Annotated in this window: 12 protein-coding genes and 4 pseudogenes; 2 read left to right on the forward strand and 14 right to left on the reverse strand. The window is 58.2% G+C overall.

Annotated features, from left to right (window positions below):
• Window positions 1-123: 123 nt before the first annotated feature.
• The 11 genes and pseudogenes from doeA to AC0L28_RS23885 form a co-directional block, all read right to left on the reverse strand.
• The gene (gene doeA, locus AC0L28_RS23835) at window positions 124-1305 is read right to left on the reverse strand and encodes an ectoine hydrolase DoeA (protein ID WP_473480552.1); all 1182 of its coding nucleotides are present in this window, start codon (window positions 1303-1305) and stop codon (window positions 124-126) included.
• A 283-nt stretch (window positions 1306-1588) separates the two neighbouring features.
• Window positions 1589-1947: pseudogene (locus AC0L28_RS23840) on the reverse strand (IS5/IS1182 family transposase); the annotation flags it as partial.
• Between the two features lie 66 nt (window positions 1948-2013).
• Entirely contained in the window at window positions 2014-2853 is an 840-nt protein-coding gene (locus AC0L28_RS23845) for a 2OG-Fe(II)-dependent halogenase WelO5 family protein (protein WP_473480554.1), read from the reverse strand.
• On the reverse strand, window positions 2846-4102 hold the full coding sequence (gene ectB / locus AC0L28_RS23850) for a diaminobutyrate--2-oxoglutarate transaminase (protein WP_473480556.1): 1257 nt from the start codon (window positions 4100-4102) through the stop codon (window positions 2846-2848). Before ectB ends, AC0L28_RS23845 begins: the two co-directional genes overlap by 8 nt.
• A gap of 759 nt (window positions 4103-4861) precedes the next feature.
• The gene (locus tag AC0L28_RS23855) at window positions 4862-5875 is read right to left on the reverse strand and encodes a 1-aminocyclopropane-1-carboxylate deaminase (RefSeq protein WP_473480558.1); all 1014 of its coding nucleotides are present in this window, start codon (window positions 5873-5875) and stop codon (window positions 4862-4864) included.
• A gap of 671 nt (window positions 5876-6546) precedes the next feature.
• Window positions 6547-6864 (reverse strand): ferredoxin III, nif-specific, encoded by a 318-nt coding sequence (gene fdxB / locus AC0L28_RS23860; RefSeq protein ID WP_473480560.1) that lies wholly within the window; start codon window positions 6862-6864, stop codon window positions 6547-6549.
• Entirely contained in the window at window positions 6861-7259 is a 399-nt protein-coding gene (locus AC0L28_RS23865; RefSeq protein WP_473480562.1) for a CCE_0567 family metalloprotein, read from the reverse strand. The genes fdxB and AC0L28_RS23865 overlap by 4 nt, the downstream gene beginning before the upstream one ends.
• A 708-nt stretch (window positions 7260-7967) precedes the next feature.
• Window positions 7968-8180 (reverse strand): annotated as a pseudogene (locus AC0L28_RS23870) (TlpA disulfide reductase family protein); the annotation flags it as partial.
• Between the two features lie 939 nt (window positions 8181-9119).
• Window positions 9120-10364 carry a lysine N(6)-hydroxylase/L-ornithine N(5)-oxygenase family protein gene (locus AC0L28_RS23875; RefSeq protein WP_473480564.1) on the reverse strand — a complete coding sequence of 415 codons (1245 nt, stop codon included), beginning with the start codon at window positions 10362-10364 and terminating at the stop codon, window positions 9120-9122.
• A gap of 645 nt (window positions 10365-11009) precedes the next feature.
• The gene (locus AC0L28_RS23880; RefSeq protein WP_473480566.1) at window positions 11010-11609 is read right to left on the reverse strand and encodes a hypothetical protein; all 600 of its coding nucleotides are present in this window, start codon (window positions 11607-11609) and stop codon (window positions 11010-11012) included.
• Between the two features lie 36 nt (window positions 11610-11645).
• The gene (locus AC0L28_RS23885; protein WP_065012182.1) at window positions 11646-12512 is read right to left on the reverse strand and encodes a radical SAM/SPASM domain-containing protein; all 867 of its coding nucleotides are present in this window, start codon (window positions 12510-12512) and stop codon (window positions 11646-11648) included.
• Window positions 12513-13069: 557 nt separating this feature from the next.
• Between AC0L28_RS23885 and AC0L28_RS23890 the strand changes: the two are divergent.
• A pseudogene (locus AC0L28_RS23890) lies at window positions 13070-13362 on the forward strand (transposase); the annotation flags it as partial.
• A 396-nt stretch (window positions 13363-13758) separates the two neighbouring features.
• Here the strand turns inward: AC0L28_RS23890 and AC0L28_RS23895 are convergent.
• Window positions 13759-16083, reverse strand: a complete 2325-nt coding sequence (locus AC0L28_RS23895; RefSeq protein WP_473480720.1) for a S9 family peptidase — start codon at window positions 16081-16083, stop codon at window positions 13759-13761.
• Between the two features lie 3019 nt (window positions 16084-19102).
• Here AC0L28_RS23895 and AC0L28_RS23900 point away from each other — a divergent pair.
• Window positions 19103-19582: pseudogene (locus AC0L28_RS23900) on the forward strand (LysR family transcriptional regulator); the annotation flags it as partial.
• Between the two features lie 696 nt (window positions 19583-20278).
• Here AC0L28_RS23900 and AC0L28_RS23905 read toward each other — a convergent pair.
• Both AC0L28_RS23905 and AC0L28_RS23910 read right to left on the reverse strand, forming a co-directional pair.
• Window positions 20279-20593 carry an SMC-Scp complex subunit ScpB gene (locus AC0L28_RS23905; protein WP_348626653.1) on the reverse strand — a complete coding sequence of 105 codons (315 nt, stop codon included), beginning with the start codon at window positions 20591-20593 and terminating at the stop codon, window positions 20279-20281.
• A 295-nt stretch (window positions 20594-20888) separates the two neighbouring features.
• The gene (locus AC0L28_RS23910) at window positions 20889-21248 is read right to left on the reverse strand and encodes a hypothetical protein (protein WP_156768484.1); all 360 of its coding nucleotides are present in this window, start codon (window positions 21246-21248) and stop codon (window positions 20889-20891) included.
• Window positions 21249-21276 lie beyond the last annotated feature (28 nt).

Raw genomic sequence — 21276 nt, forward strand, 5'->3', positions numbered from 1 at the left:
CCCGAGAACTTCGATCCTTCATCGTCTACGCTCCTCCGAGCCAAGGGATGTTACCGCGGAAAGCTCCACTTTCGAACGATCCGGTTTTCAGGGATCGGAGCAGTGCAAACCAGTCGGTGGATGCTAGTCCTTGACGAAAAGCTTCCTTGGTACCTTTGACAGGCACTCGTTCCCGTCCGGTGCGATGAGAACTGTCTCGGTGATTTCGATGCCCCAGTCGTCATGCCAGAGGCCAGTCATGAAGTGGAAAGTCATCCCGGGCTCAAGAACGGTCCTGTCCCCGCGCCGCAAGCTCATCGTGTGTTCGCCCCAATCTGGGGGGTAGGAGAGCCCAACCGAATAGCCCGTCCGGGTATCTTTTTTCAGTCCATATTTTTCAAAGACATCAAAGAAGGCCACGGCCCACTCTTCGCAAGTTGCGCCTGGCTTGGCAACATCGAGGCCCGCTTCCATACCCTCAAGCGTGGCCATCTCCGCATCCAAGATCTGCTGCGGCACCTTGCCCAGGAAAACGGTCCGCGCCGTCGGGACATGGTAGCGCTTGTAGACACCGGCGATCTCGAAGTAGGTTCCCTCATTGTTCCGAAGGGGCTGATCGTCCCACGTGAAATGGCACACGGATGTTTGGTCGCCTGAAGGAAGCATCGGCACTGCAGACGGGTAATCGCCTCCGAACTCGGCGGTCCCACGAAGTGATGCATCGTAGATCTCCGCAACAAGGTCACACTTGCGTATGCCAGGTTCCATCTTTTCGAAGATTCGTTCATGCATGAGAGTCACGATCTGTCCCGCCTTGCGCATGTACTCAACTTCTTGCGGGCTCTTGACCGCTCGCTGCCAGTTCACGAGCACCGTCGCATCTACGAATTTGGCATTCGGCAGTCCTGCGATCAACCTCTCACAGGCAGCCGCGGAGAACCAGTAGTTGTCTTTTTCGACACCGATGACGCCCTTGTCGAGCTTGCGGCTGACAAGGAGCCTACAAAGCTGTTCCATCGGGTGACAGTCGGGCGTCTGGACGTACTTCTCAGCATAGGTGGCAATATTGTCATGGGAGAAATAGACCGTTCGCTTTACCCCGTTCTCATCCGAGTTTCGACCCCACCAGATCGGGTTACCCTCAGGGGGGACGATGACCCCCTGGTGGACGTAGAAGGACCAAGCGTCATAGCCGGTCAGCCAAGCCATGTTCGCAGGTTCGCTAACGAACAGGGTATCAATGCCCCGCCTCCGCATTTCAGAACGCGTTTTGCGGAGCCGCGTTGAATATTCTTCCAAGCTGAAATTCAATCTTGGTGGGCCCATCAATTTGACTCCCGTGCTGCGGACTCGAATAGAAGCTACCTGAAAGACTTTGGCTAGCGATGGAATCTTCGCACATTCGAATGTGTCCGATCCGAGCCACAGCTCGTCTGCCACGCAGAAATACTTTCTGGGGGTGTCCCACTGCACTGCATTCGATGTCACCTTACTGCGCTCTGCAGTGCTCGTAGACTTTTTGGCAAGCAACGATACTGCGGAGACTCGTAGTTGACGGATGCGCTCAGAATCGTTTCGCGCCAATGCTGGCCATGACGGGTTCTCCATCATGTCCCATGAAGCACAGCATAGCCTCCTTGCCCCGCCCTTGCGGTAGAGCCTGGCTTCGGGGTCGGTGATCGAGGCATGCGTCTCTTCCGAGCGCTGTGGCCGCAGAAGTCTGCCTCCGTATTGCGCCCGCCCGTTTGCCGGCGGTTCGCCATGACCACCGCTTGGGCCGTCCTTCGGCTTGACGCCGTTCATCGGCGTTCACGCCTCGATCAGTATCCGTTGACCGACAAGTGCTCCGTGGACAGAAGCTTCTTCACCTTAGGCCGGGCCAGAACCGAGTTCAGGAACTTCGCCGCGATGTCGCCTTCAGGCAGTCGGTCGCGCTCTAGGAAACCAACGATCCCAGGCTGCGTCATCGCGGCAACCGCCCCAGCCTCCGACGAGGCGGCGCGGAGCCAGGCAGCATAGCTGTGACACCCCACTTCAGGTCCACCAGACAACAAGATCCGGTCGCGCAAAGCCGAAAAAGCTGTTCAGCACAAGGCGTCGCTTTCCGTTACCTGATTGACCGGTGACCCCGTGAACGAAGCCGCCATCGATCAGGGCGATATCCCCCGCTTTGATCTCAAATTCGCGACAAGGAAGGCCATCGAGATAGGCTGCTGAATAGGGATAGCCAGTGGTCTCCACACCCTGCGCTATTCGGTCCGCAACTGTCGGTTTATGGCTCCAGAGCCTCAGATTGCCGCCTTCCTCCGGCATGCTGGGATAGAAGTTGAGTGCTGCGACAGTGTTTTGCGCCACCGAAGAAAGCTCATAGCCGTCCCCAGCACGCAAGACTTGAGCGACATCGTCGTGGGGATCCAAGGAAAATGTGCCGCTGCCGGACCAGCTGATAGCACGACAAACATTGGCCTGACCGTGTTCTGAACGGGCCAGTCGCAATTCAACGCCTTGGTTGTCAAGCTCGCGCTTCAACGCGCCGAATATTGCTCGGACCGGGTCAACCAAATTCTTAAACAGGGCCTCCACGTACGGTCGCGCATTTTCGGCCTCTGCGAAATACGTGGCTGCGTCCTTCCTGTAGTGCGATGCGCCGACATATTGTCCGGGCACTCCATCTTTTCGCTCCTTGAGACCGGTGCTGCCACTGAAGTTGGCGGTGATCTCCTCGGCGACCTCAGTGCTGAAAGCTTGCTTCATGTGCAGAGCGGTGGTCTCGCCTTTCATGACTGAGATGATGTCAGCAGTGCTGATGGAGCCAGTGCGTTCTCTGACAGTAACTGGGGAGATGGCCGGCGGTTGAGATATCTGACTAGACATTGTCTTGCTCCTGTAGTGCGTGATCAAGGACGGCGATGCCATGATCGAGCTCGTCATCGGTGATGGTTATCGGCGGGAGAACTTTGATAACGTCGCGATCTGGCCCTGAGGATTCGATAAGCAGACCGTTTTCGAACGCGATATCGTGTACACGGCTCGCAGCGGCCGATGAACTGCACTTGAGGCCGGCCATCAGACCGCGGCCGCGCTTCTGTTCAATGCACTTGGGAAACTTAGCGACAAGGCGGTCAAGGTGCGCTTGCAGCTTGACCGCTGTCCGCTCGACGCCATCAGTAAACCGGAGGTCCGACCACATTTTGCACATGGCCCCTGCCGTCACAAAGGCGAAATTGTTGCCTCTGAAAGTCCCGCTATGTTCTCCGGGTTTCCATATGTCCAGGTCGGGTCTAATCAGAACGATGGACAACGGACTACCTGAACCGCTTAGGGACTTGGAAAGAGTCACTATATCAGGTTCGATTTTTGCGAACTCGAACGAGAAGAAATCACCGGTCCGACCCGATCCTGCCTGAATGTCGTCAACGATGAAAACCATACCGTGCTTGCGGCAGATGCGCTGAATTTCTGTGAGCCAAGCTGCGGATGCGGTGTTCATGCCGCCTTCTGCCTGGATAGGCTCCAAAATGATTGCGGCAGGTTTTTCTATGCCGCTTCCCGGATCGCCCAAAACGCGGTCGATGTAACTGGCAGAATCGAAAGCCTGGTTTGCATAGCCGTCATAAGGCACACGGATCACATCGTGGCGTGCGACGCCTCCCAGCTCTCTCGTAGACGCCGAGCCCGACACCGCCAGAGAGCCAAGCGACATGCCGTGGTATGAGTTTGTGAAGGCCATGACACTCGAGCGACCGGTATATTTTCGCGCCAGGGCCAGTGCCGCTTCATTGGCGTTTGTGCCGGTCGGCCCAGGAAACTGTATCTTGTACGAAAGGCCTCTGGGCTTCAGGATCGATTCAACAAACGCTTCAATGAAGTCACGCTTTGCCGCCGTATACATGTCAAGCGACAGAAGAATGTTCTCACCGATCATATATTCTATTGCTGGGGCAATGATAGTTGGGTTGTTATGTCCGTAGTTAAGTGCGCCAGACCCAACAATAAAGTCGATATGAGGCTTACCGGACTCGTCCCAGATTGTCGCCCCGAGAGCTTTCGTAAATACTGTCGGAAACGACCGGCAATAACGACGAACGTTAGATTCATACGTGGCGAAAGCGTCGGTATTCATGATGAGTCCCTGATCTAGGCGAGCGTCAATGAGAGAGTGGGTTGACGCGATCTTGTCTAAGGTTTTCGGCTGAACGCCGAAACTACGGCATCTGGTAGTTGACGCATTTGCCGTGCGAGAACTCCTCAAGTCGGCTCTGGTATCGGGCAGACCGTGGCGATGGTCTTGCAGCATCAAGCCGGTGGCCTTACGGAAGATGCGCTTTTGCTATCCCGGAAGGGGCAGGCATAGCGGTTTGCGGGCCGTTGACCTCATGCTGTCACAGGAGTGGCGACCATGATCTGTGCCCACGCAAACGCCCCACGGCAGAGCGGACGCCCGAACAGAAGAACGCAATTAGCGGTGGCTAGGACGACCAAAAAGGCCCGGGCCGACTGCTTCGGCACGGAACTGATCGAGAGTCTGCGCCAGGCAGTTGCGTGAAAACATGCCTAGCTGCCGCTGCACGCCATCCAAATCGACCCGACGTCGCCGGCGTCAAGTCGGTCCGCAAGATGGTAGATCAACTGGAGTTCAAGCGCCGGTTCCGCATTCCGGCTTCGACAATGGGGTTCGAAACAGGGCCGGCGAACGCCGGACTTTGCGGCAGTTGCTTACCGTGTTCGAGCGGGAGCCGAGAGCTGTCTAGTGCGCGCGCCATCAGGCATCGCTGCTCGCACACCCGACGGCGCTTCCTGAACGCTGCCACGTTAGCTTATGGGAATTCCAGTTGGTTCATATCGCCCACAGGGCAGCATGGCGTAGCGCGTCTGTCGCGCGTCAGCCATTGCGGAAGGCGTAACCGTACCCGTTGATCGCAGGCGCTCCGCCGAGATGCGCGTAGAGGATCTTAGACCCCTCTGGAAAGAAGCCTCTCTTCACGAGGTCGATCATTCCATGCATTGATTTGCCCTCATAGACGGGATCGGTAATCATGCCCTCGAGCCGCGCGCACAGCCGGATTGCCTCCTTCGTTTCCTCGGATGGAATGCCATAGCGCGGGTACGCGTAGTCCTCGATTAATATGACGTCAGCCTCGATGAGTTCCGTTCCGAGCTCGACGAGCAGCGCTGTACGTTGTGCTATGCCAAGCACCTGCGCCTTTGTCTTGGCGGGAGTCGCAGAGGCATCGACACCGATCACCTTGCGCTGTCGACCGTCCGCGGCGAACCCGACGATCATGCCGGCATGCGTTGAACCGGTGACCGTGCAAACGACAATGTAGTCGAAGGCAAACCCAAGCTGTTTCTCTTGCGCACGCACCTCCTCGGCGAACCCCACATAACCAAGGCCGCCGTATTTGTGGACAGAGGCACCGGCAGGTATCCCATAGGGCCTGCCGCCCCTTGCCTTGACCTCATCAAGGGCTTTTTCCCAACTTTGGCGGATGCCGATGTCAAAGCCCTCGTCGACCAGGTGCACCTCTGCGCCCAAGATGCGGCTCAAGAGAATATTGCCGACCCGGTCGTAGACGGCATCGTCATGTGGAACCCAGCTCCCCTGAACCAGGAGGCATTTCATGCCGACCTTGGCGGCGACCGCTGCCACCATCCGGGTGTGGTTGGACTGCACGCCGCCGACGGTGACGAGCGTGTCCGCATCTGACGCGATCGCATCGGGGATGATGTATTCAAGCTTGCGCAGCTTGTTTCCGCCGAATGCGAGACCAGAGTTGCAGTCCTCGCGCTTGGCGTAGATTTCCACCTTGCCGCCCAGATGCTTGCCGAGCCGGTCGAGCTTCTCGACGGGGGTGGGTCCGAAGGTGAGCGGGTAGCGTGCGAACCGTTTCAGCATATTTTCTCCAGTGGTACGTGATTGCCCGGAAACTAGCGGTGCACGAGCGCTTCTAAGAGATGCGTTTGACTGTGAGCCGGCACGTTCGGATGTTTTCAAAAGAGGCCGCTGTTAATGCTATCCGGCGCCTCGTTCGCGGTCGAGACGAAGCACCCGGGCGCTGTTGTGGTCCGAACGATAGCTATGGAGCGAAACCTGCTTCGATGCCGGTCATCACCAGAACGCGGTCGCATCCGATTGTCGCACGCGATGATCACCTCGATAATGGTTGCCCCGAAGTTATAGGAACCTGTGCTTTATCTTGTCACGGCGCCTCAAGGAAGGAGCATTGCCATGCCGAGCATTAGATTGCGCTGGCGCACATCTGAAGATTCATTCCTCACCTCATCACTGTCTGATGACCGGAATTGAACTTTCTGGGAGCTAACGAAAAGCTCAGCCCTTTGCTCGCCGCGAACGCCGCTGGACCGCCAGATTAGAAATAGAAGGTTTGCAAAATAGGCCACCTGGAGAACCAGCCAAAAGGCTAGCGTCGTGAAGACGGCCAGACGGATGGAATCCGACGCTAAGTAAACCGTCACAGCGTTGCCGCATAGGACCATCCCCAGGAGCCGACAAAAGATGATTAAGCGCAATGCCGTTCTCCTGATTTCTCTCGTCAATCATGCAGCTCAGGCCGAGATCTGGTCGGCCGCGACATGAGTCTGGCAGTTCTTTGGGCAGACACGGCCGCAGGCTCCGCAGCCAATGCATCGGCCAGCATGGTCCACCACCATAATCATGCGATTGAGCTCACCATCGAAGTCGTCGTCACCGCCGTCGCAGGCGCCGAGGATTTCACCCGCGTCATCTACGGCGTAAAGGTGCATGACCTCCCGCGAGCAGACCTTGAAACAGCGCCCGCAGCCGATGCAGATCTTGCCATCTATAGTCATCAGATATTCCGGCACCCATCTGGAGCCGTCGCGGGTGATGAATTCGCCCTTCATCGTAAAGTCTTCATTTTCGCGAGCTCTCTCCTGGCACCATGCAACTCCGCATAAACGGCGTGCGCTTTCTCGGCCACTTCCTCTATCTCAGTCCATTTCACCGGAAGACCCTCGGCAAGGTCGCGCAAGTTCGTCTTAGCAATTGCTGCGCGCAGTTGAAGCTTTCGGACCTTTTTCACCATCTGATCCAAGTTTGACATGATCCTTCCTTGAAAATCGGTCTTTTCACGCTCGCACGACATGGCAATAGGCATAGCTGCAGTCGCGTCATCGACCAGTTTGGTTCCGGAATCCGCAGTTCCGGAAAGTCTCGAGGCCCAAGCGGCGGACGCCTCGACAGAATGAGCAACTGCCTGCCCGCGAAAAGCACGCGCCCGAAGCCCAGAAACTTTCACCTTGCGGGCACTTCATCAGGCCTGAGCAAACCCTGCTGCGGTGAAAACGTAGAGCCTCCATCACGTCCCGATCCGGATCGCACATGATTGGATCTCACGCCGCAGTTCCTTGGTGACGGTAAAGCCGCCAGCAGCTCGGTCCCCGATTTAGCATCGGATAAGCCGCAGGAGGCATTGGTCAAACAGGGGCAAGACGCTCGCCGTCCTTGTTTACGGCAGGCCAGGCGCTGCGTGAGAGATTTCGTTTCCTCAATTCCAATCCTCGTCCGCAACCGAGGATTTCTGCTTTCGGGTACGCCGGGTTCGGGCACACCTGCGCAACCGCGGGCTGGCGTGGGAGGCCCCATTCCACGCAATTGACGTCTTCGTGGCCGATCTCGAACACTTCCTGGACTGTGTTGACTTCCAAGACATGCCAAATTCGGCTCGAACTTCTCCTCCGCGCCGTATCCGCTTGTTGGTCACTAATGTCTGAGCCTTTACTTGCAGCAAACGATCCCCCCCTCTGCTGCCTGGGCATACTTCCTGCGGGCGCGCCGCCGCAGAAAACTGGGATTGAGGGTTCAATTCCAGGTGTGGTTCCTTTGTGATCTTTGCTCATCAGGCGGCTGCGCTTTGACTTTCCGGAGCCTTATTTTGCGGAACCACGCAAAGATCCGCGGAACAGGCGTTCTCACCCGTGTAGTTGGCCAAGGCTTGGAGCAAGGGGGTAGCCGCGACTCCGACGACCGCAAATCCGCTGGTTTGATATTTGTCCTGTAGCTGCATCAAATGGGGCATCGCCGCCACACAAGGTCCGCACGCAGTCGCCCAAAACTCAACAAGGTACACCTTGCCGGGTTGAAAGTTGGTGAGGGGCTTGCCACGCAGCCAGCCTTTGACTTTGATCGGAGGAGCGGGGGATTCAATCCGCAACACCATGTTATTCTCCAAAGCTTTTCCCACACCTTGTTGGCGTCTATGAGCAATCTGACTCTACCCTCAGGAACGGAACACACCTGAGCCCATCACTCGTGTTGCTTATTCTCATGCGGGTCAGCTCACCCACCATCGCCGCACCTCAACTAGCAAAGGCCGTGCCAGCACGCCTGGCGCGCAGCAAATGCTTTATTGGCTTCAAAAGTCCAACAGGCCCAACACGGCGATGTTTCGAACCCGACATGTTTTCAGCCGGCTGTAAGCTTTTGGACACGCATCACTCATGTGTCAGTCGCTTTAGGACAGCGAAGACGTCCGCTGTATTGCCGACTGTAAGATTGGCCTCGCCTAGTGGAGCAGCAGCACTTCGGCGCCCGGCTCGAAGAGCTGGTAACCCCACGACTGGCTCGCGCATGCGACTGCCTGCCGGCCGGCTCATGGCTGACCTCTTCTCCTAGCGCCGGGGTCATGAGGGCCAGGCCATCGAGTTCGAGCTGCCGCGGGTGCTGCGTAAGCTGTTTGCCTAGACGTCGGACGCCGCATGCACGTCCCATATTTTTCGTGAGCGAGCTTGGGAAGGTTTCTGGTAGGTGGTACGCAGTTCAGGCATTCGCCTCTGCTCCCGCAGGAACGGTCAGCGCCCCGAGCCGGGTTCCGAGTTTCCTTGAACTAGTCCCAATCACTTGCCTCACCCGATCCAAACACGACACGCATCGCCACGGGCGGGAGCCCTTCACTCCACCGACCCATCCATGGGCGTCAAGACCACTGCGCAATTCGGAGTGAGCAACGTAACACGGCCTTTACCGCCGTAGCGCAAATGCACCCTCGCAGAATTATGCAGTGCGCCGGTTCAGTCATGAGACTTGGGAGAAGGCTGGCCTTCGCTGCAGCGAAGCCAGAATCACTACTTGGATGCCACCGCCAATGATCCGCCGTCCGTCATATCCCGCTGCCCATCTCTTCTGCTACGGTGTCGGACCAGCTCTTTACAGAGGTAGGGCTGATGAAACTGGGATGCTCGGGGTTGGCGCGCGGCGCGCGCCCCAGAAGGCTGTCGAGGATGCGACGCGCTCGCCAGGCCAGCAGGCTTAGATTCGGATCAGCCAGCCCACGCTGTCCTAGGCTCGCGTTTTGTACGAAGATGCGTCTGTCACGCGGTCCGTCCCAGCACACCGAAAAATCTTCGCGAATAGCCAATTCGTTGTCGCTCTTTTCCAGCCGGTTCGCCATCGGTTCCAAGAAGCCTGGCACCGCGCTCTCGTAACCGGTGGCCAGGATGACGATCTCGGCCGTGACTTCTTCGACCTCCTCCATGCCGTGCTGCAGGGTGAGTCTGTGGCCCGCGCCGGCGTTGATGCAGTGCGAGACAGTGCAGCCCGGCCGCAGTGTGAGATCGCATCGGTTTGGCTCTAGAAACGCGTGGCGGTATAGCGCCTGATAGATCGCGCGCAACATGCTTTCCGAAATGCCGTCCGAAGCAAGCACGAAGCGCCGCAGGAACAGCTTGCGCTGCGGCTCGCTCATTGCCGAGAAACGATCCGAAAAGCAGGGCATGAACAACTCGTTTGTGAACGGGCTGTTGTCGATGGGCAGGTAGTTTTCGCGCTGCGAGACCCAGGTTATCGAGACAGGCCGCCGTTCTTTTGGCAGACCAACAAGGTGCAACAGCACCTCGGCTCCGGACTGTCCCCCGCCGACCACGCAGACATGCTTTTTGTGCACCTCAGGATGAATGTGCAGCAATTCAGATGAGTGGAACAGATTGCGTCCAGTCCAGCCCTGAAACTGCGGCGGAATATGCGCCTGCTTGCCAATGCCGACCACGACGTTTCTGGCGCCGAGAATCGCCTTATCGGTGCGCACCCGAAACTCGCCGTCAAAGCGGATTTCGCGCACCGTCTCGCCGCCGCGGACAAGCGGGTTCCTGTAGAAGGCCCAGTTCAGGTATTGCTCGAACTCAGCTCTGAGCACGGCTTCGAACTGTGCATTCAGGAAGTGGTACAGACGCCCGTTCTCATGCAGGTAGTTCACGAAAGTGTAGGCTGATCGCGGGTTTACCAGCGTGACCAAATCCTTGAAGTGGCTGACCTGGAGCTCCGAGAAATCGAATGCGCTGCCTGGGTGCCAGCGGAAGTCGACTTGCCGATCCAAGAACAGTGCCCCTTGCCCAATTTGCTCGTGCATCTGGCACGCAAGGCTCAAATTAGACGGCCCAGCCCCCACTCCAACGCAAGAGAGTTCCACTTGCCTTGCTCCTATAGGTGTTTCCCAATTAGGCGATGTTCACGGCGAATATCGGCCATGGCCATTGGGCTTACTGTCCATGCGGGCATTCTCGACCTCGGTGCTGCTGGATTTGCTAGAGTTTGATCGCGCTTTCGTATTGTCGGGTATGAAGCACCATGGATCCCGGCCAAGTGATGAGATCGACACTCATGTCCACGACTTGTGAGCGTGGACGGGATCGACGTATCTCCGCCCGCCTTGGATGATCGCGTCTCAGTCAGCGAGATGCTTTCCGACGTTATTCCGTGTTTTAATCGGGCGAAGTCGCCCGCCTCCACCATGATGCGCCGACCTTTGACCGACTTGGCTATCAGCGAGGGCGCGGTCTCGAATGCGGCGACAGCATTTTTCCCTGAGCCTGCTCATAGGAGGGCATCCGCTGATGTGTTCGGAAGATCCTCTGCATCAAACGTGCCAGAAGGAAACTTTCATGAAACAACGGTTAGCGGGTTTGTGATCCTGTCGGGTATCCGACAATGAGGGGGAAACCTTGCGCCGGTGGTCGATTTGCCGCGTCGCCGTCCTCTCGCCAGGAGCCGGTAGCTAATAGGGCAGCTCCGCATCGGAATTTTCTCTTAGGACGGCCAGCAACCCAGGTTCATGGACTGTGGCGCGGAAAAAGGCTCTTGCCACTCCTCGCGGCGGAAATCTGAAAAGACGCCTTCGGAAGCCGGGGGCCGCAGGAGGTCTCTCCCGTCTTGCGGAAGATGGAGGCGAGATCCGGATTTTGAGACGCAGAATCCAGCTAAAGACGGTCACACAGCTATGTCGAGGCCGTGCCCCATCCTGCAGCACCACGAGCCTGACGGTGCTCGCGACCAGTGAGACGCATTCGGTCCGCAGCCTTGTCGAGGCTGCCTCCAGGCGGGTCGGGAAGGAGATATTCTGGGAAGGCGCGCAGGTGTTGACGAGTTGGGCCGCGAACGCCGGAATAACCAGGCGCTGATCCAAATAGACAAACGTTGTTTCGGGCCATTCGAGGTTGACCTGCTGATCGGTGATGCCTTCAAGGCGGCCATCAAGCTCGATTGGAAGCCGACGACTACTTTCGATGAGCTCGCCTCGTAAATGATCGAGGCCGACTCCCGCGCGTACGGGATCACGCTCGCGTGACTCGAAAAACGCAGTGATTTCGCCGGGCATTTGCAGTCCAAAGCAGCATTCGCCGGCCCGCCTCTCTCAGGCGGTCGGCCGGCACCCAGTCAGCACCCGGTCGTTTGGATCGGCAAATTCACACATCCTACAGAGCAGAAAACCATCCGCTCCGTTCATGCGATCGACGATTTCGCAAAAGACTGCGCTTTTAAAGAGATCGCCGTATTCGTCGCATAGAAGGTTGCCCAGTACGTGACGCCGCTCGAAATCCATGGAGCAGAGAGTAACCTCGCCGTTTGGAAGGAGAACATTCCGATACTGTCGTTCGTCCACGCATATCAGCCCTCCGACGACTGGCTGCCGTGGTTCTACAATCTTAGGATCTACGCTTCCACCCCTGCTGCTCACCGGTCGCGCGCGAACTAGGGCTTCGGCAGGGATAATGTCGGCGATATCGGGATGGGCCTCGCCCAAAACCACGAATCGAATTGATGGGATGTCGGCGTCGACGAGTTGCCCAACAAAATCGCGATACTTGTCTCCAACAAGGCGGCTATTCATGTGGGCGCCATCATCAAAAACATGAACCACGAATACCCCCAACCGCAGCGCCTGCAAGCGTTGTAGATCCCGCCCCTTCATTCCCACAAGTGTCGTGAAAATCCTGATGCCATGGCCTTTAGCGGAAGCGTGCTCGACCATTTCGGTGCAATCCGGATTGAGCCATGGCTCAGAATACCCGGCAAAACTAATGTCGACGGAGGTTGGTACGCGCGCCAGACAGCGCTTGAAATCTCCAAGACTAAGATACTTCGTATCAGATACTTTTCTTTGCCGGTCAGCGAACTTGTCCTGCGGACAATATGAACATCCCACGATGCATCCTGTGGTCGTCGTTATCTCCAAAACTCTGCCGGCTGGGATAGCAGAGCGCAGTTCCGGTAAAATCATTTGCTACTGACTCCCACTCGTCTGGTCATGCATAACGTCCAGCATGGTGTCTTTGGCTTCATGACACCGACGGTCAATACGTTCCGAATGAACCCAGCCATCTCCGACTGGGCAGCAGTCAACGGCCGGCTTCCTCAATCTGCCGAGCGAACTATCAACGAACTTTGGGCACATCGGCGCGGCAGCGCGGCGCAACCGCAATGTCGCGCGTCAGCCATTGCCAAAGGTGTAGCAGTGACCGTTGAGCGGGCGCGCCGCCGAGATGGCGTAGCAGACCATCAATCGTCTCGCGCGTTCTCATGCGGTCAGCCCCCACTCAATGGTGCCGCATCTCCAGCAAAGGCCGTGCCAGCGCGGTTAGCCGCAGCAACTGCATGAGTAGGCTTCGAGAAACCTCTCGCCCAAGGCGGCCGGTTTTTTTGGACCAGACATGTTTTTTTGTCGCTGTCAGCTTTTGGACATGCCCTGCCGTTGGTTCCAGGATGCGCGCCTCAAACTTTCCACGACTGACCTCTCCGACCGCTGAAGATTGCGCGCTGATAGCGCACACCTGGCGCGTCGGCGCCTTGGTCGCACTGACCTATCGCGCGGCGGTGGACGACCGGATGCGCTTTGGAAAATCCAATACGGTCGGAGCCTACTTCGGGCTTACGCCCAAAATATCAATCCGGTGAAACCGATCGAGACGGTGGTGTAGCAAGGTCGGCGATACCATGGTGCGAACCGGGCGCTTTGAAGCGGCGCACATCATGCTCAAAGCGGGCAACCCGCTTCTCGAGCCTGAAAGACTGGGCGCTCTCCGTGGCGAAACGTCGGGCGCATGGAGCGCGCCAAGGTGGCCCTTGCCCGCTAGTTGGGCATCGTGCTCCATCGCATGTCGGTGGAAGCTACCGAATTCCGTTCAGCAAGGCTGCCAGTGATGGCATAGGAGATGAGGATTTGTGCGAGCCGAACGGCTCTCCTGAGGGTCCGCGTCGCCGGGACGAGAGCCTGGCAAAGTCGCGTGTAGTGCTGTGAATGCTTCGGCAAACCACGTGCTGTATTGCCCAGATAGATTGTGCTGCCGACCCAACGCGTCGATATTGTCGCGGCGAGCCTATCCTCGCTACGCAGCGCAAGTGTTAGACGCACACGCTCGTCGAGCGGGGACGATCTGCTCGCGCGTCCCCCTGATTACAGCCATGAAGGCGAGCGAACAATTGCAAGAGGCACAAGCTACCGGCGCCATCGATCGTAACGATTTGTCTTATTCGAGCTCGACTGGTGTGGCGTTCCAGTCGGGTGGGGTCTGCCTGAGAATGTTGCGAACGAAGAAGTCCAGGAGTTTGCGCTTAGTATAGATGCCTGGCGCGCCGTGATCGGCACCAGGCACATAGACCATGTCGAAATCTTTGCCCGCCTTGATGAGCCGGTCGGCAAGCTGGAACGTGGAGGACGGGTCGACATTGTGGTCCATTTCGCCGACGACGAGCATCAGCCTACCCTGCAGCCTGTAAGCATTGTCGATGGCGGAGGATTGGGAATATTCAATGCCGACTGGCCACCCCATCCACTGTTCGTTCCACCATATCTTGTCTATCCGGTTGTCGTAGCAGCCGCTGTTGGCGACCGCGACCTTATAGAATTCGGGATGGAAGAGCAGCGCGCCCACCGCGCTCTGGCCGCCTGCGGACCCGCCGAAAATGCCGACATTGGAGATATCGTACCACGGATACCTCGCGGCGGCCGCCTTGTGCCATAGGATGCGATCGGGAAAGCCTGCGTCATTCAGATTTTTCCAGGCAACGTCATGAAAGGCGCGCGAGCGGTTGTTGGTACCCATGCCATCGATCTGCACAACGACGAAGCCCAGCTGCGTGAGCGGCTCTGTCCGCCTTGAGAAGGATTTTGGGACAAAGGAGCCCTGGGGCCCGGCATAGATATTCTCCACCACCGGGTACTTCTTCTTCGGATCGAAATTGGCGGGCAGGTGGATCACGCCCCAGATGTCAGTCTTGCCGTCGCGCCCCTTGGCGTGGAAGCTGAGTGGAGGCTGCCAGCCGGCGGCGACGAGCTCGGACATGTCGGCGGTCTCCACCTGCATGAGCTTGGCATTGTCGCCGGCGCGGTAGAGCGTCATGCGGGGCGGTAGATCGATGCGTGACCAGAGATCGACGTAATAGCGGCCGTCGGGAGAGAACTCGATATGGTGATTGGCCGGCTCGGGCGTGAGCTCAGTCAGCCCCTTCCCGTCGAAGCCGATGCGGTAGCCATGGACGAAGTAGGGATCCTCCCCCGGGTGCATCCCGCTCGCCTCGAACCAGATCTGGCGCTTGACCGGATCGACATGGTTGACCCCCCGGACCACCCACTCACCGAAGGTGATCTGGTTCTTGAGCGCGCCCGTCTGGCCGTCGAACAGATACAGGTGCTCATGCCCATTGCGCTCGGACGCCCAGATGATCTCCTTCCCGTCGTCGACATCGTAACGAAAGACTTTCCCGGTACCGTGCTGGTTCATCACCAGCAGCCGGTAATCAACGAAGGTCGTGCTGGTCTCTTCGATCAGCGAGCGTGCGCGCCCTGTGCGGGCGTCTACCTCGACCAGCCGATAGAGCTGATGCCCGCGCTGGTTATATTCGAAAGTAAAGCCGCGACCGTCCGCCCACCACCGGGGAGGGGAAAGTTCGAAGGGGTTCGAGAACAGGGCGTCGTCAATCGCGACCTGGCGCTGGCCGGCAATCTCGAACAGGACCGGCTGGGGTAGCGGAAGGACATCGCCCGGCTTGGGATAGACCAGTGTTGAATGTTCGCGCTGCAACTGGTCCGTCGACGAATCGAGGTAGTGGAGCTCCCGCTTGAAGCCGGGACGAACACGGTAGGCCGCGAGGTGGCGCGAGTCCGGCGACCAGCTCAGTGTCGAAAAGTCGTAGTAATTGCCCTCTGATCCATCCCGGCTCAGCGCAACATTCTGCAATCCGTCATTGCTGCGCAGGAAAACATTGTGGTTCTTGATATAGGCGATCCATTTGCCGTCGGGCGACGCGCTGCAGTTGTCGGGGTCGTTCTGCGCCGGCGGCGTGTATAGGTGGCCGAGCGGCCAAAGTTCCGGGTCGTCCGAATCCAATGTGGTGCTGGTACAGTCATAGCTTACAAGGTCGCAGCTCCACCAGGTGTCTTCAATCTGGAAGTCGAGCCTGCGACCATCCTCGGTCAGGTCGAAACGCTCGAAGGGAAGATCGTCGGCCTGATACCGCTTATGGCTCGCCCCGTTTAGCGCCGCCGCCAGACGGGCCTGATCGAAGGGCGGCCGCTTCACGCCCGTGGCGACATCGACCAGCATGAACTGGCGCTTGCCGTGGCTAGTCAGGCGGTAGACGAAGGCTTCACCCCCCGTCAGCCAGAAAGGCATTTCTGGGAGATTGACAGTGAGTCCGCTATAGCGGTCGTTTATGTTAAGTGCCCGCTCAAAATCGGCCGGCGCTGGCGGGGAATGTGCACCGTTCGAACCGTTGGGCAGCGTCTGAGTGGTTGCCGATCCCGATGCCCGCTGAACCAGTAGCCCGAGGGTCAAAGCGCCAATCTCGTCCATGTCTCTTACTTCTTTCGGTTTTCGGAATACGCATTTTGGATTTGGCTTCTCACGCCGGTCCGCAGCACCGCCGAGAGTCGCCTTGGAGGAGAGCCTCCAGGCGGGTGCAGCAGGGCCGCAGTCATCATCACAGAGAGTTCCTTGAGAACATCCAGGAACTGGTCGGGTGACCGATTCCAGAGTCGGCGTCCGCGCCAATAAGGGATCTTCGATGCCTACAATCAGGGAATTCTCAACGCCCGATCACACGTGACGATCACGGCCTCTTTCTTCTTCTGCATCTGGAAAGTCATGCTGTAGGACGCCGGATGTCGCGGCGGCAGAAATCATTGTGCACATGTCGACGCTCTCCGCATGAAGTCGGTCGGATGACACGAAGCAATATGCGCGCCAAAGGAAAAACCCGTTTAGATACAAGGCAACCGATCGAACCGGCTATGTCGCATGTCCGACATTCGTCGGGCGTCGGACAATGCCACCCGACATGTCGCGGGGCGTCAAATTGCCCCTCTTCCTCGACTGTGTGGCTAGACTTCCTGACGGGCAACATGCGTGCTCTAGGGAGTACTGCCCTAAGGGGCTCCTTCATAACCGGAGCCCTTCTCGCGGAGAAGTCCTGATCGCTAACGTGCTCGAATGGGAGCCCCCAGCCAGCCAATCCTCGTCGACGAAAGACCCCTCCGTAATCCCGCCCGCACCGAGGAGGCCCTTGAGGAAAATGCCAGTCGGATTGTGGATGGCATTGAAGAATACTTCCTCCGAGTGCGCATCGAGATGGTCATAGGTGAGTCACGAGAGCAGCGACATGCCGCTGGAATCGTAAAGGTTCTTCGATGCTTCGCCGGTACTGTACCAGTAGCGTGAGTCCACCCTCGAACGAAAAGACTCAGGCCGCCCCGGCTACCGACGCAGACTCGGCGATCACCGGCACCTCGGCAGCGGTGGCGCCCGCCGTCAGGCCAAAAAGCGCCACCTATGTCAAAAACAGTCGCCGCATCTTACCGGCACATCGCATGCCGACGACCTACCTCGAGTCCGCGGCCGGTGGTATCGCGCCCCGGAATCGCACGTACTCCCGCGTATCAGGATGTCTCGGCACCATGCTGTCTCTCCTCTACTCATGCGTCTGCAGCTATTTGCGCATGTTCCGTGCCAAATCTGAAATTATTCGGTTTCAATAGGATAGCTGCAAACCGCCGTGGCCATACCCGACATTGTTAGACTGCAGAAAAAGCGGAATGCGGGGGCGTGCCTTGCTGAGTGGCGTAAGTCGGCGGTGACGAAGCCGCTCGCGAGCGCGCCTCAACAGCGCTGAAGCGAGCGAGCGGCGTGTCGGTGGTCATCGATGCTCCCCGGCAGGGTCGGGTTGCTGATCTTCAACCTGAGTCGAAGGAGCCACCGATGAGACCACATGATGGACCAACGCTCCTCGTGGAGAAGACCCCTACGCTAAATTCGAGCTTTCTGAACGGCACTGCACGGCGGCTCTTCGTTCAGCTCAAGCGGCTCCGGCCAATTGCCGAATACGGGGTGGGCGGTCATGCATCTGTTCGAGCGGGAATGCTCGATGCAGCACCGTTCCACTGCGAGTCGCCTGGCGGCCATCTCCCTTCCCGGCCAACCGAACCGCTCCTGACTCCTCTGCTCGTAGCGATCCTGGCCTGCCGATCGAGGAAGCCCACCTCGCCGATCACCATCGTCTCCAGGCCTTCACCAGCTCGCACTCAAATTCCAACGCTCTCAGGTGCTCGCGGCCAGTTCGAGGCACATCCTATCCCATTTGCGCGGCAGTAGCGCTCAATCCTCTTCCGCACGAGCAACATATCGTCTCACCGCGAGGGCTTTGCGTTCGGTCCTGTCCAATGTCCGACAATATCGGATACGCAACGTAGCTGAGGCGAATTCATCACCTTGCGTTTGAACGGTTTTCACACTTGGCACGGTACATGCGCCGTGATTCGCAGACACGTCGCGGACCAAGGAGAAATCGTTCCATGATCACCTCGCCGAAAGCTGCCGCCGCGGGTCTCCCGGATCCAGCCAACGATGACGCTCAACTGAGGCCCGGCAACATGAAAACGGTTGCTCATCCGGCTCGGCGCCGCCCGCCCATCCACCTTCTCCCACCATGGGGTAGACTGAGACGCAGCGCCTTCAAAGTGAGGAACAATCACTTTGCCGCGAACCTTTCCTCCCGTTCTGCCACCACCGCCACCGTCGATGAAACTTCGGCCTGGCTGGCTGCGCAGGATAGTTGCGGCGGCCGCGCTCCATGATCCAAAACCGAAGCTTTGGGAATTCAGTTCCTGCCCCGCTTAGTTCCTATTTGTGTGTGCTATTCTGCCATGCGCCTAATGAGATTGTCCCACCTGCTGACCGCTCCTAACGTGGTTGTGATCAAAGCCAAGAGCTAGCAGTCAACAGGAGTGACCATCAAGAACATTATGAGCTTATCCATCCCTATGACCCAGAGGCTGTGGCGGCCTCCACGGAAAAGGCATTTCGCATGTCGCCAGAGGAACGGAAAGACCGTTGGAGCGCAATGAAGAACAGTCTCCACGGCCACGATATCCTATCGATGGTGCCACGACTTCTCGCAAAGCTCTAGGCGGCGGACTTGCCAGCATGAGGCTGATCGCGACCAAGTGAATCAGGGCAGCATTCCGGCCTCGCCGAGGCGTGGTTAATGTGCTGTGGTAACCCCGATGGCGAAGACCGCAGACCAACTACCCAGGTCGGTTGTAGCCGATTGTGCTGGCACGGGAGCGACGAACTTGCGGCTGCGGCCCCTCGTCAAACTAGTTGAGCCGATCCGCAATAAGGGCTCTCGTCGCCGGGTCCGTCGGTGTCGAGCATTCGACTGTCATCGCTTCGCTGATCGAGACCCCGTGTATTGAATATGTCGACCCACCCGGTTGGCGACATCGCTGATGTGCTAAGCAGCATCGACCTACACCGCACGCCAGATCTCAAGACGTTAGCTTGAGCACATTCCATATTAAAACAAGAGGAAAAAGACATGGGTGAGCTCTCTTGCAGTCGGCAGATTTCTTCAAACACGCGTGATCGGCCACGACTGATTGTCGAGGGTGCTCGCGCCGCACGGCAACAGCAAATGCTGGCATCCATTGATCTGAATTTACTGTTGTCTCTTGAGGCGCTGCTGGAGCACCGCAACGTCACGCATGCGGCTCGGCACGTGCGCTTGAGCCAACCGTCGATGAGCCGAGCGTTGACAAGGCTGCGTGGCATTTTCAATGACGATCTTTTGGTTCGCGGCTCGAGCGGCTTGGTCCCGACGCCGCAGGCCGAACGGTTGGCCCGAATGCTGCCGCCGGTGTTGGATGCGCTCCGCGGGATGTTGAACCGCCAGGGGGGATGGCGATTAAAGACAATAATGCCGATACCCGACCATCAAGCCCTGATCTTGCTGCCGCCTCTCCTACCCCTGCTGCGCGAGCACGCGCCAAATCTCGACATCGTCACCGGCTCGTTTCTACGAATATTTAATACAATGAAGGCATGAACTGCATGGGCAAATGATCGATCAGATCGGGGTCAGGAAAACCAGAGTCAAGTTGAGAGCCCACGCAAGCTCGCTTTGCTGATTTGGACCTGATCCGCGCATCACCATACCGGCCCGCGGCACATGGAACGGCCGCAAATCAAGGCCTGACACATGCCCGCACTCGATCACATGTCCAATGCTTCAGGTTCCTCCTTGCAAAATGGCTGGCATCCACACAAGAACTTGACGCACACAACTGCAGTTCGCGGCGGCGCTGTGGATCAACTACGCCCTTCAATTGTGTCGGCGGGCGCGTGGTCACGATGCAGTTCGCAACCGGGATGGCACATCGAAATTCGCCGCGTTTGGTGCGATGTAGGCTGCGGCCATCGCGACCAGTTCCTCTGCAGCCTTAAGATCAGCGCGATATTTTCAAGCGGTAGAGCAACTCGCCGACTTCGAAGCGCGTAGTGTCATAGACGTCGTGCCCGTCTCGTTCACGCCGAGATAGACACTTCCCGTCGTGTGGATGTCGAGCGCATGTCCGTCTACCCAACTGCCTCTAATCTGTCTCAAGCGTCCCGCATCGTTCTCCAACAGGTTGGCGATCAGATCGCGGCTGATCTCACGGCCAAAAGAAGCTCGACAGCTCACTGCGGGTGATCGGCTGGAAATAGGCGATCGTCATCAGCACCAGCGCCTCCGATTGCGACAGATCGCTGCTCTGTTCGCTCTCGCCTGACGCGACATGAATGGCATCGGCGTAGGCCGGCTACGGTGCTGCCAGCCGCCGGCGATCGCGACCAGATCGTAGGGCAGGCCGCGCAGCTCCTCGCGAATGTCGTCAATGAGCAGCTCGATGCCCCAATTCTTGCCGACGATGCGGGCGAGCGTCTCGCGGCCGACCGGCTCGCTCGCAGCAAAAATCATCGCTTCCACCCGGTGCATCCATTCGCGCCAGCGCGCCTCTGCCGGCAAGTGTTCCAGCTCGCGATCGAACAACTCTTCCTCCGCCGTCCGCCCTCTTCGTTTCGGGGGACGCGTCGCCTATCGCATGGCGCTTGACCATCCTGACCGTATATCAACCGGCTCGCCGTGCTCGACGTCCTGCCGACGGAGACAACGTGGGAGAGGCCGACGCGAGGCTTGTATTGGCATTCTGGCCATGGTCGCTGCTGGCGCAGCCCGAGCCGTTGCCCGAGCGCATCGTGTCCGCAGCCGCCGATGCCATCATTGATAATGCGCTCGGAGAATGGGGCTCGTCGCCCGACGCATTTTCCGCTGAAGTCCAAGCAGCCTATGTCGACGCCTTCGCGATCCCTACCACGTCCATGCAATCTGCGAGAAACATCGAGCGGCAGCGACAATCGACCGCGAGCACGACAGGGCGGATTGGGCCGGCGGCCGCCGGATTCCCCTGCTCGCCGTTTGGAGCGCCAACGGACCAATCGATACCTGGTATGCCGCAGAAGGCGGACCGATCGCGCTCTGGCGGGCCTGGGCGGATGACGTTCAAGGCAAGAAGCTTGAAGGCGGCCACTTTTTCCCGGAAGGGATTCCCGAACAGACGGCCGACGCTCTCGGCCGCTTCTTTAGCAATTAAAGCCGATAGGCAGAGGTGTCGAATTTGCTCATTGACACCATGCCTTTCCCGCAATTAGTCTCCGCGCCCATGAAGATGACAC

The organism is Mesorhizobium sp. WSM4847 (assembly GCF_055811335.1).

Bases quoted from the DNA above. Each gene is read 5' to 3' on its own strand.
- doeA (WP_473480552.1), bottom strand. From the start codon at position 1,305: ATGGGCCCACCAAGATTGAATTTCAGCTTGGAAGAATATTCAACGCGG.
- AC0L28_RS23845 (WP_473480554.1), bottom strand. From the start codon at position 2,853: ATGTCTAGTCAGATATCTCAACCGCCGGCCATCTCCCCAGTTACTGTC.
- ectB (WP_473480556.1), bottom strand. From the start codon at position 4,102: ATGAATACCGACGCTTTCGCCACGTATGAATCTAACGTTCGTCGTTAT.
- AC0L28_RS23855 (WP_473480558.1), bottom strand. From the start codon at position 5,875: ATGCTGAAACGGTTCGCACGCTACCCGCTCACCTTCGGACCCACCCCC.
- fdxB (WP_473480560.1), bottom strand. From the start codon at position 6,864: ATGAAGGGCGAATTCATCACCCGCGACGGCTCCAGATGGGTGCCGGAA.
- AC0L28_RS23875 (WP_473480564.1), bottom strand. From the start codon at position 10,364: ATGCACGAGCAAATTGGGCAAGGGGCACTGTTCTTGGATCGGCAAGTC.
- AC0L28_RS23880 (WP_473480566.1), bottom strand. From the start codon at position 11,609: ATGCCCGGCGAAATCACTGCGTTTTTCGAGTCACGCGAGCGTGATCCC.
- AC0L28_RS23885 (WP_065012182.1), bottom strand. From the start codon at position 12,512: ATGATTTTACCGGAACTGCGCTCTGCTATCCCAGCCGGCAGAGTTTTG.
- AC0L28_RS23895 (WP_473480720.1), bottom strand. From the start codon at position 16,083: ATGGACGAGATTGGCGCTTTGACCCTCGGGCTACTGGTTCAGCGGGCA.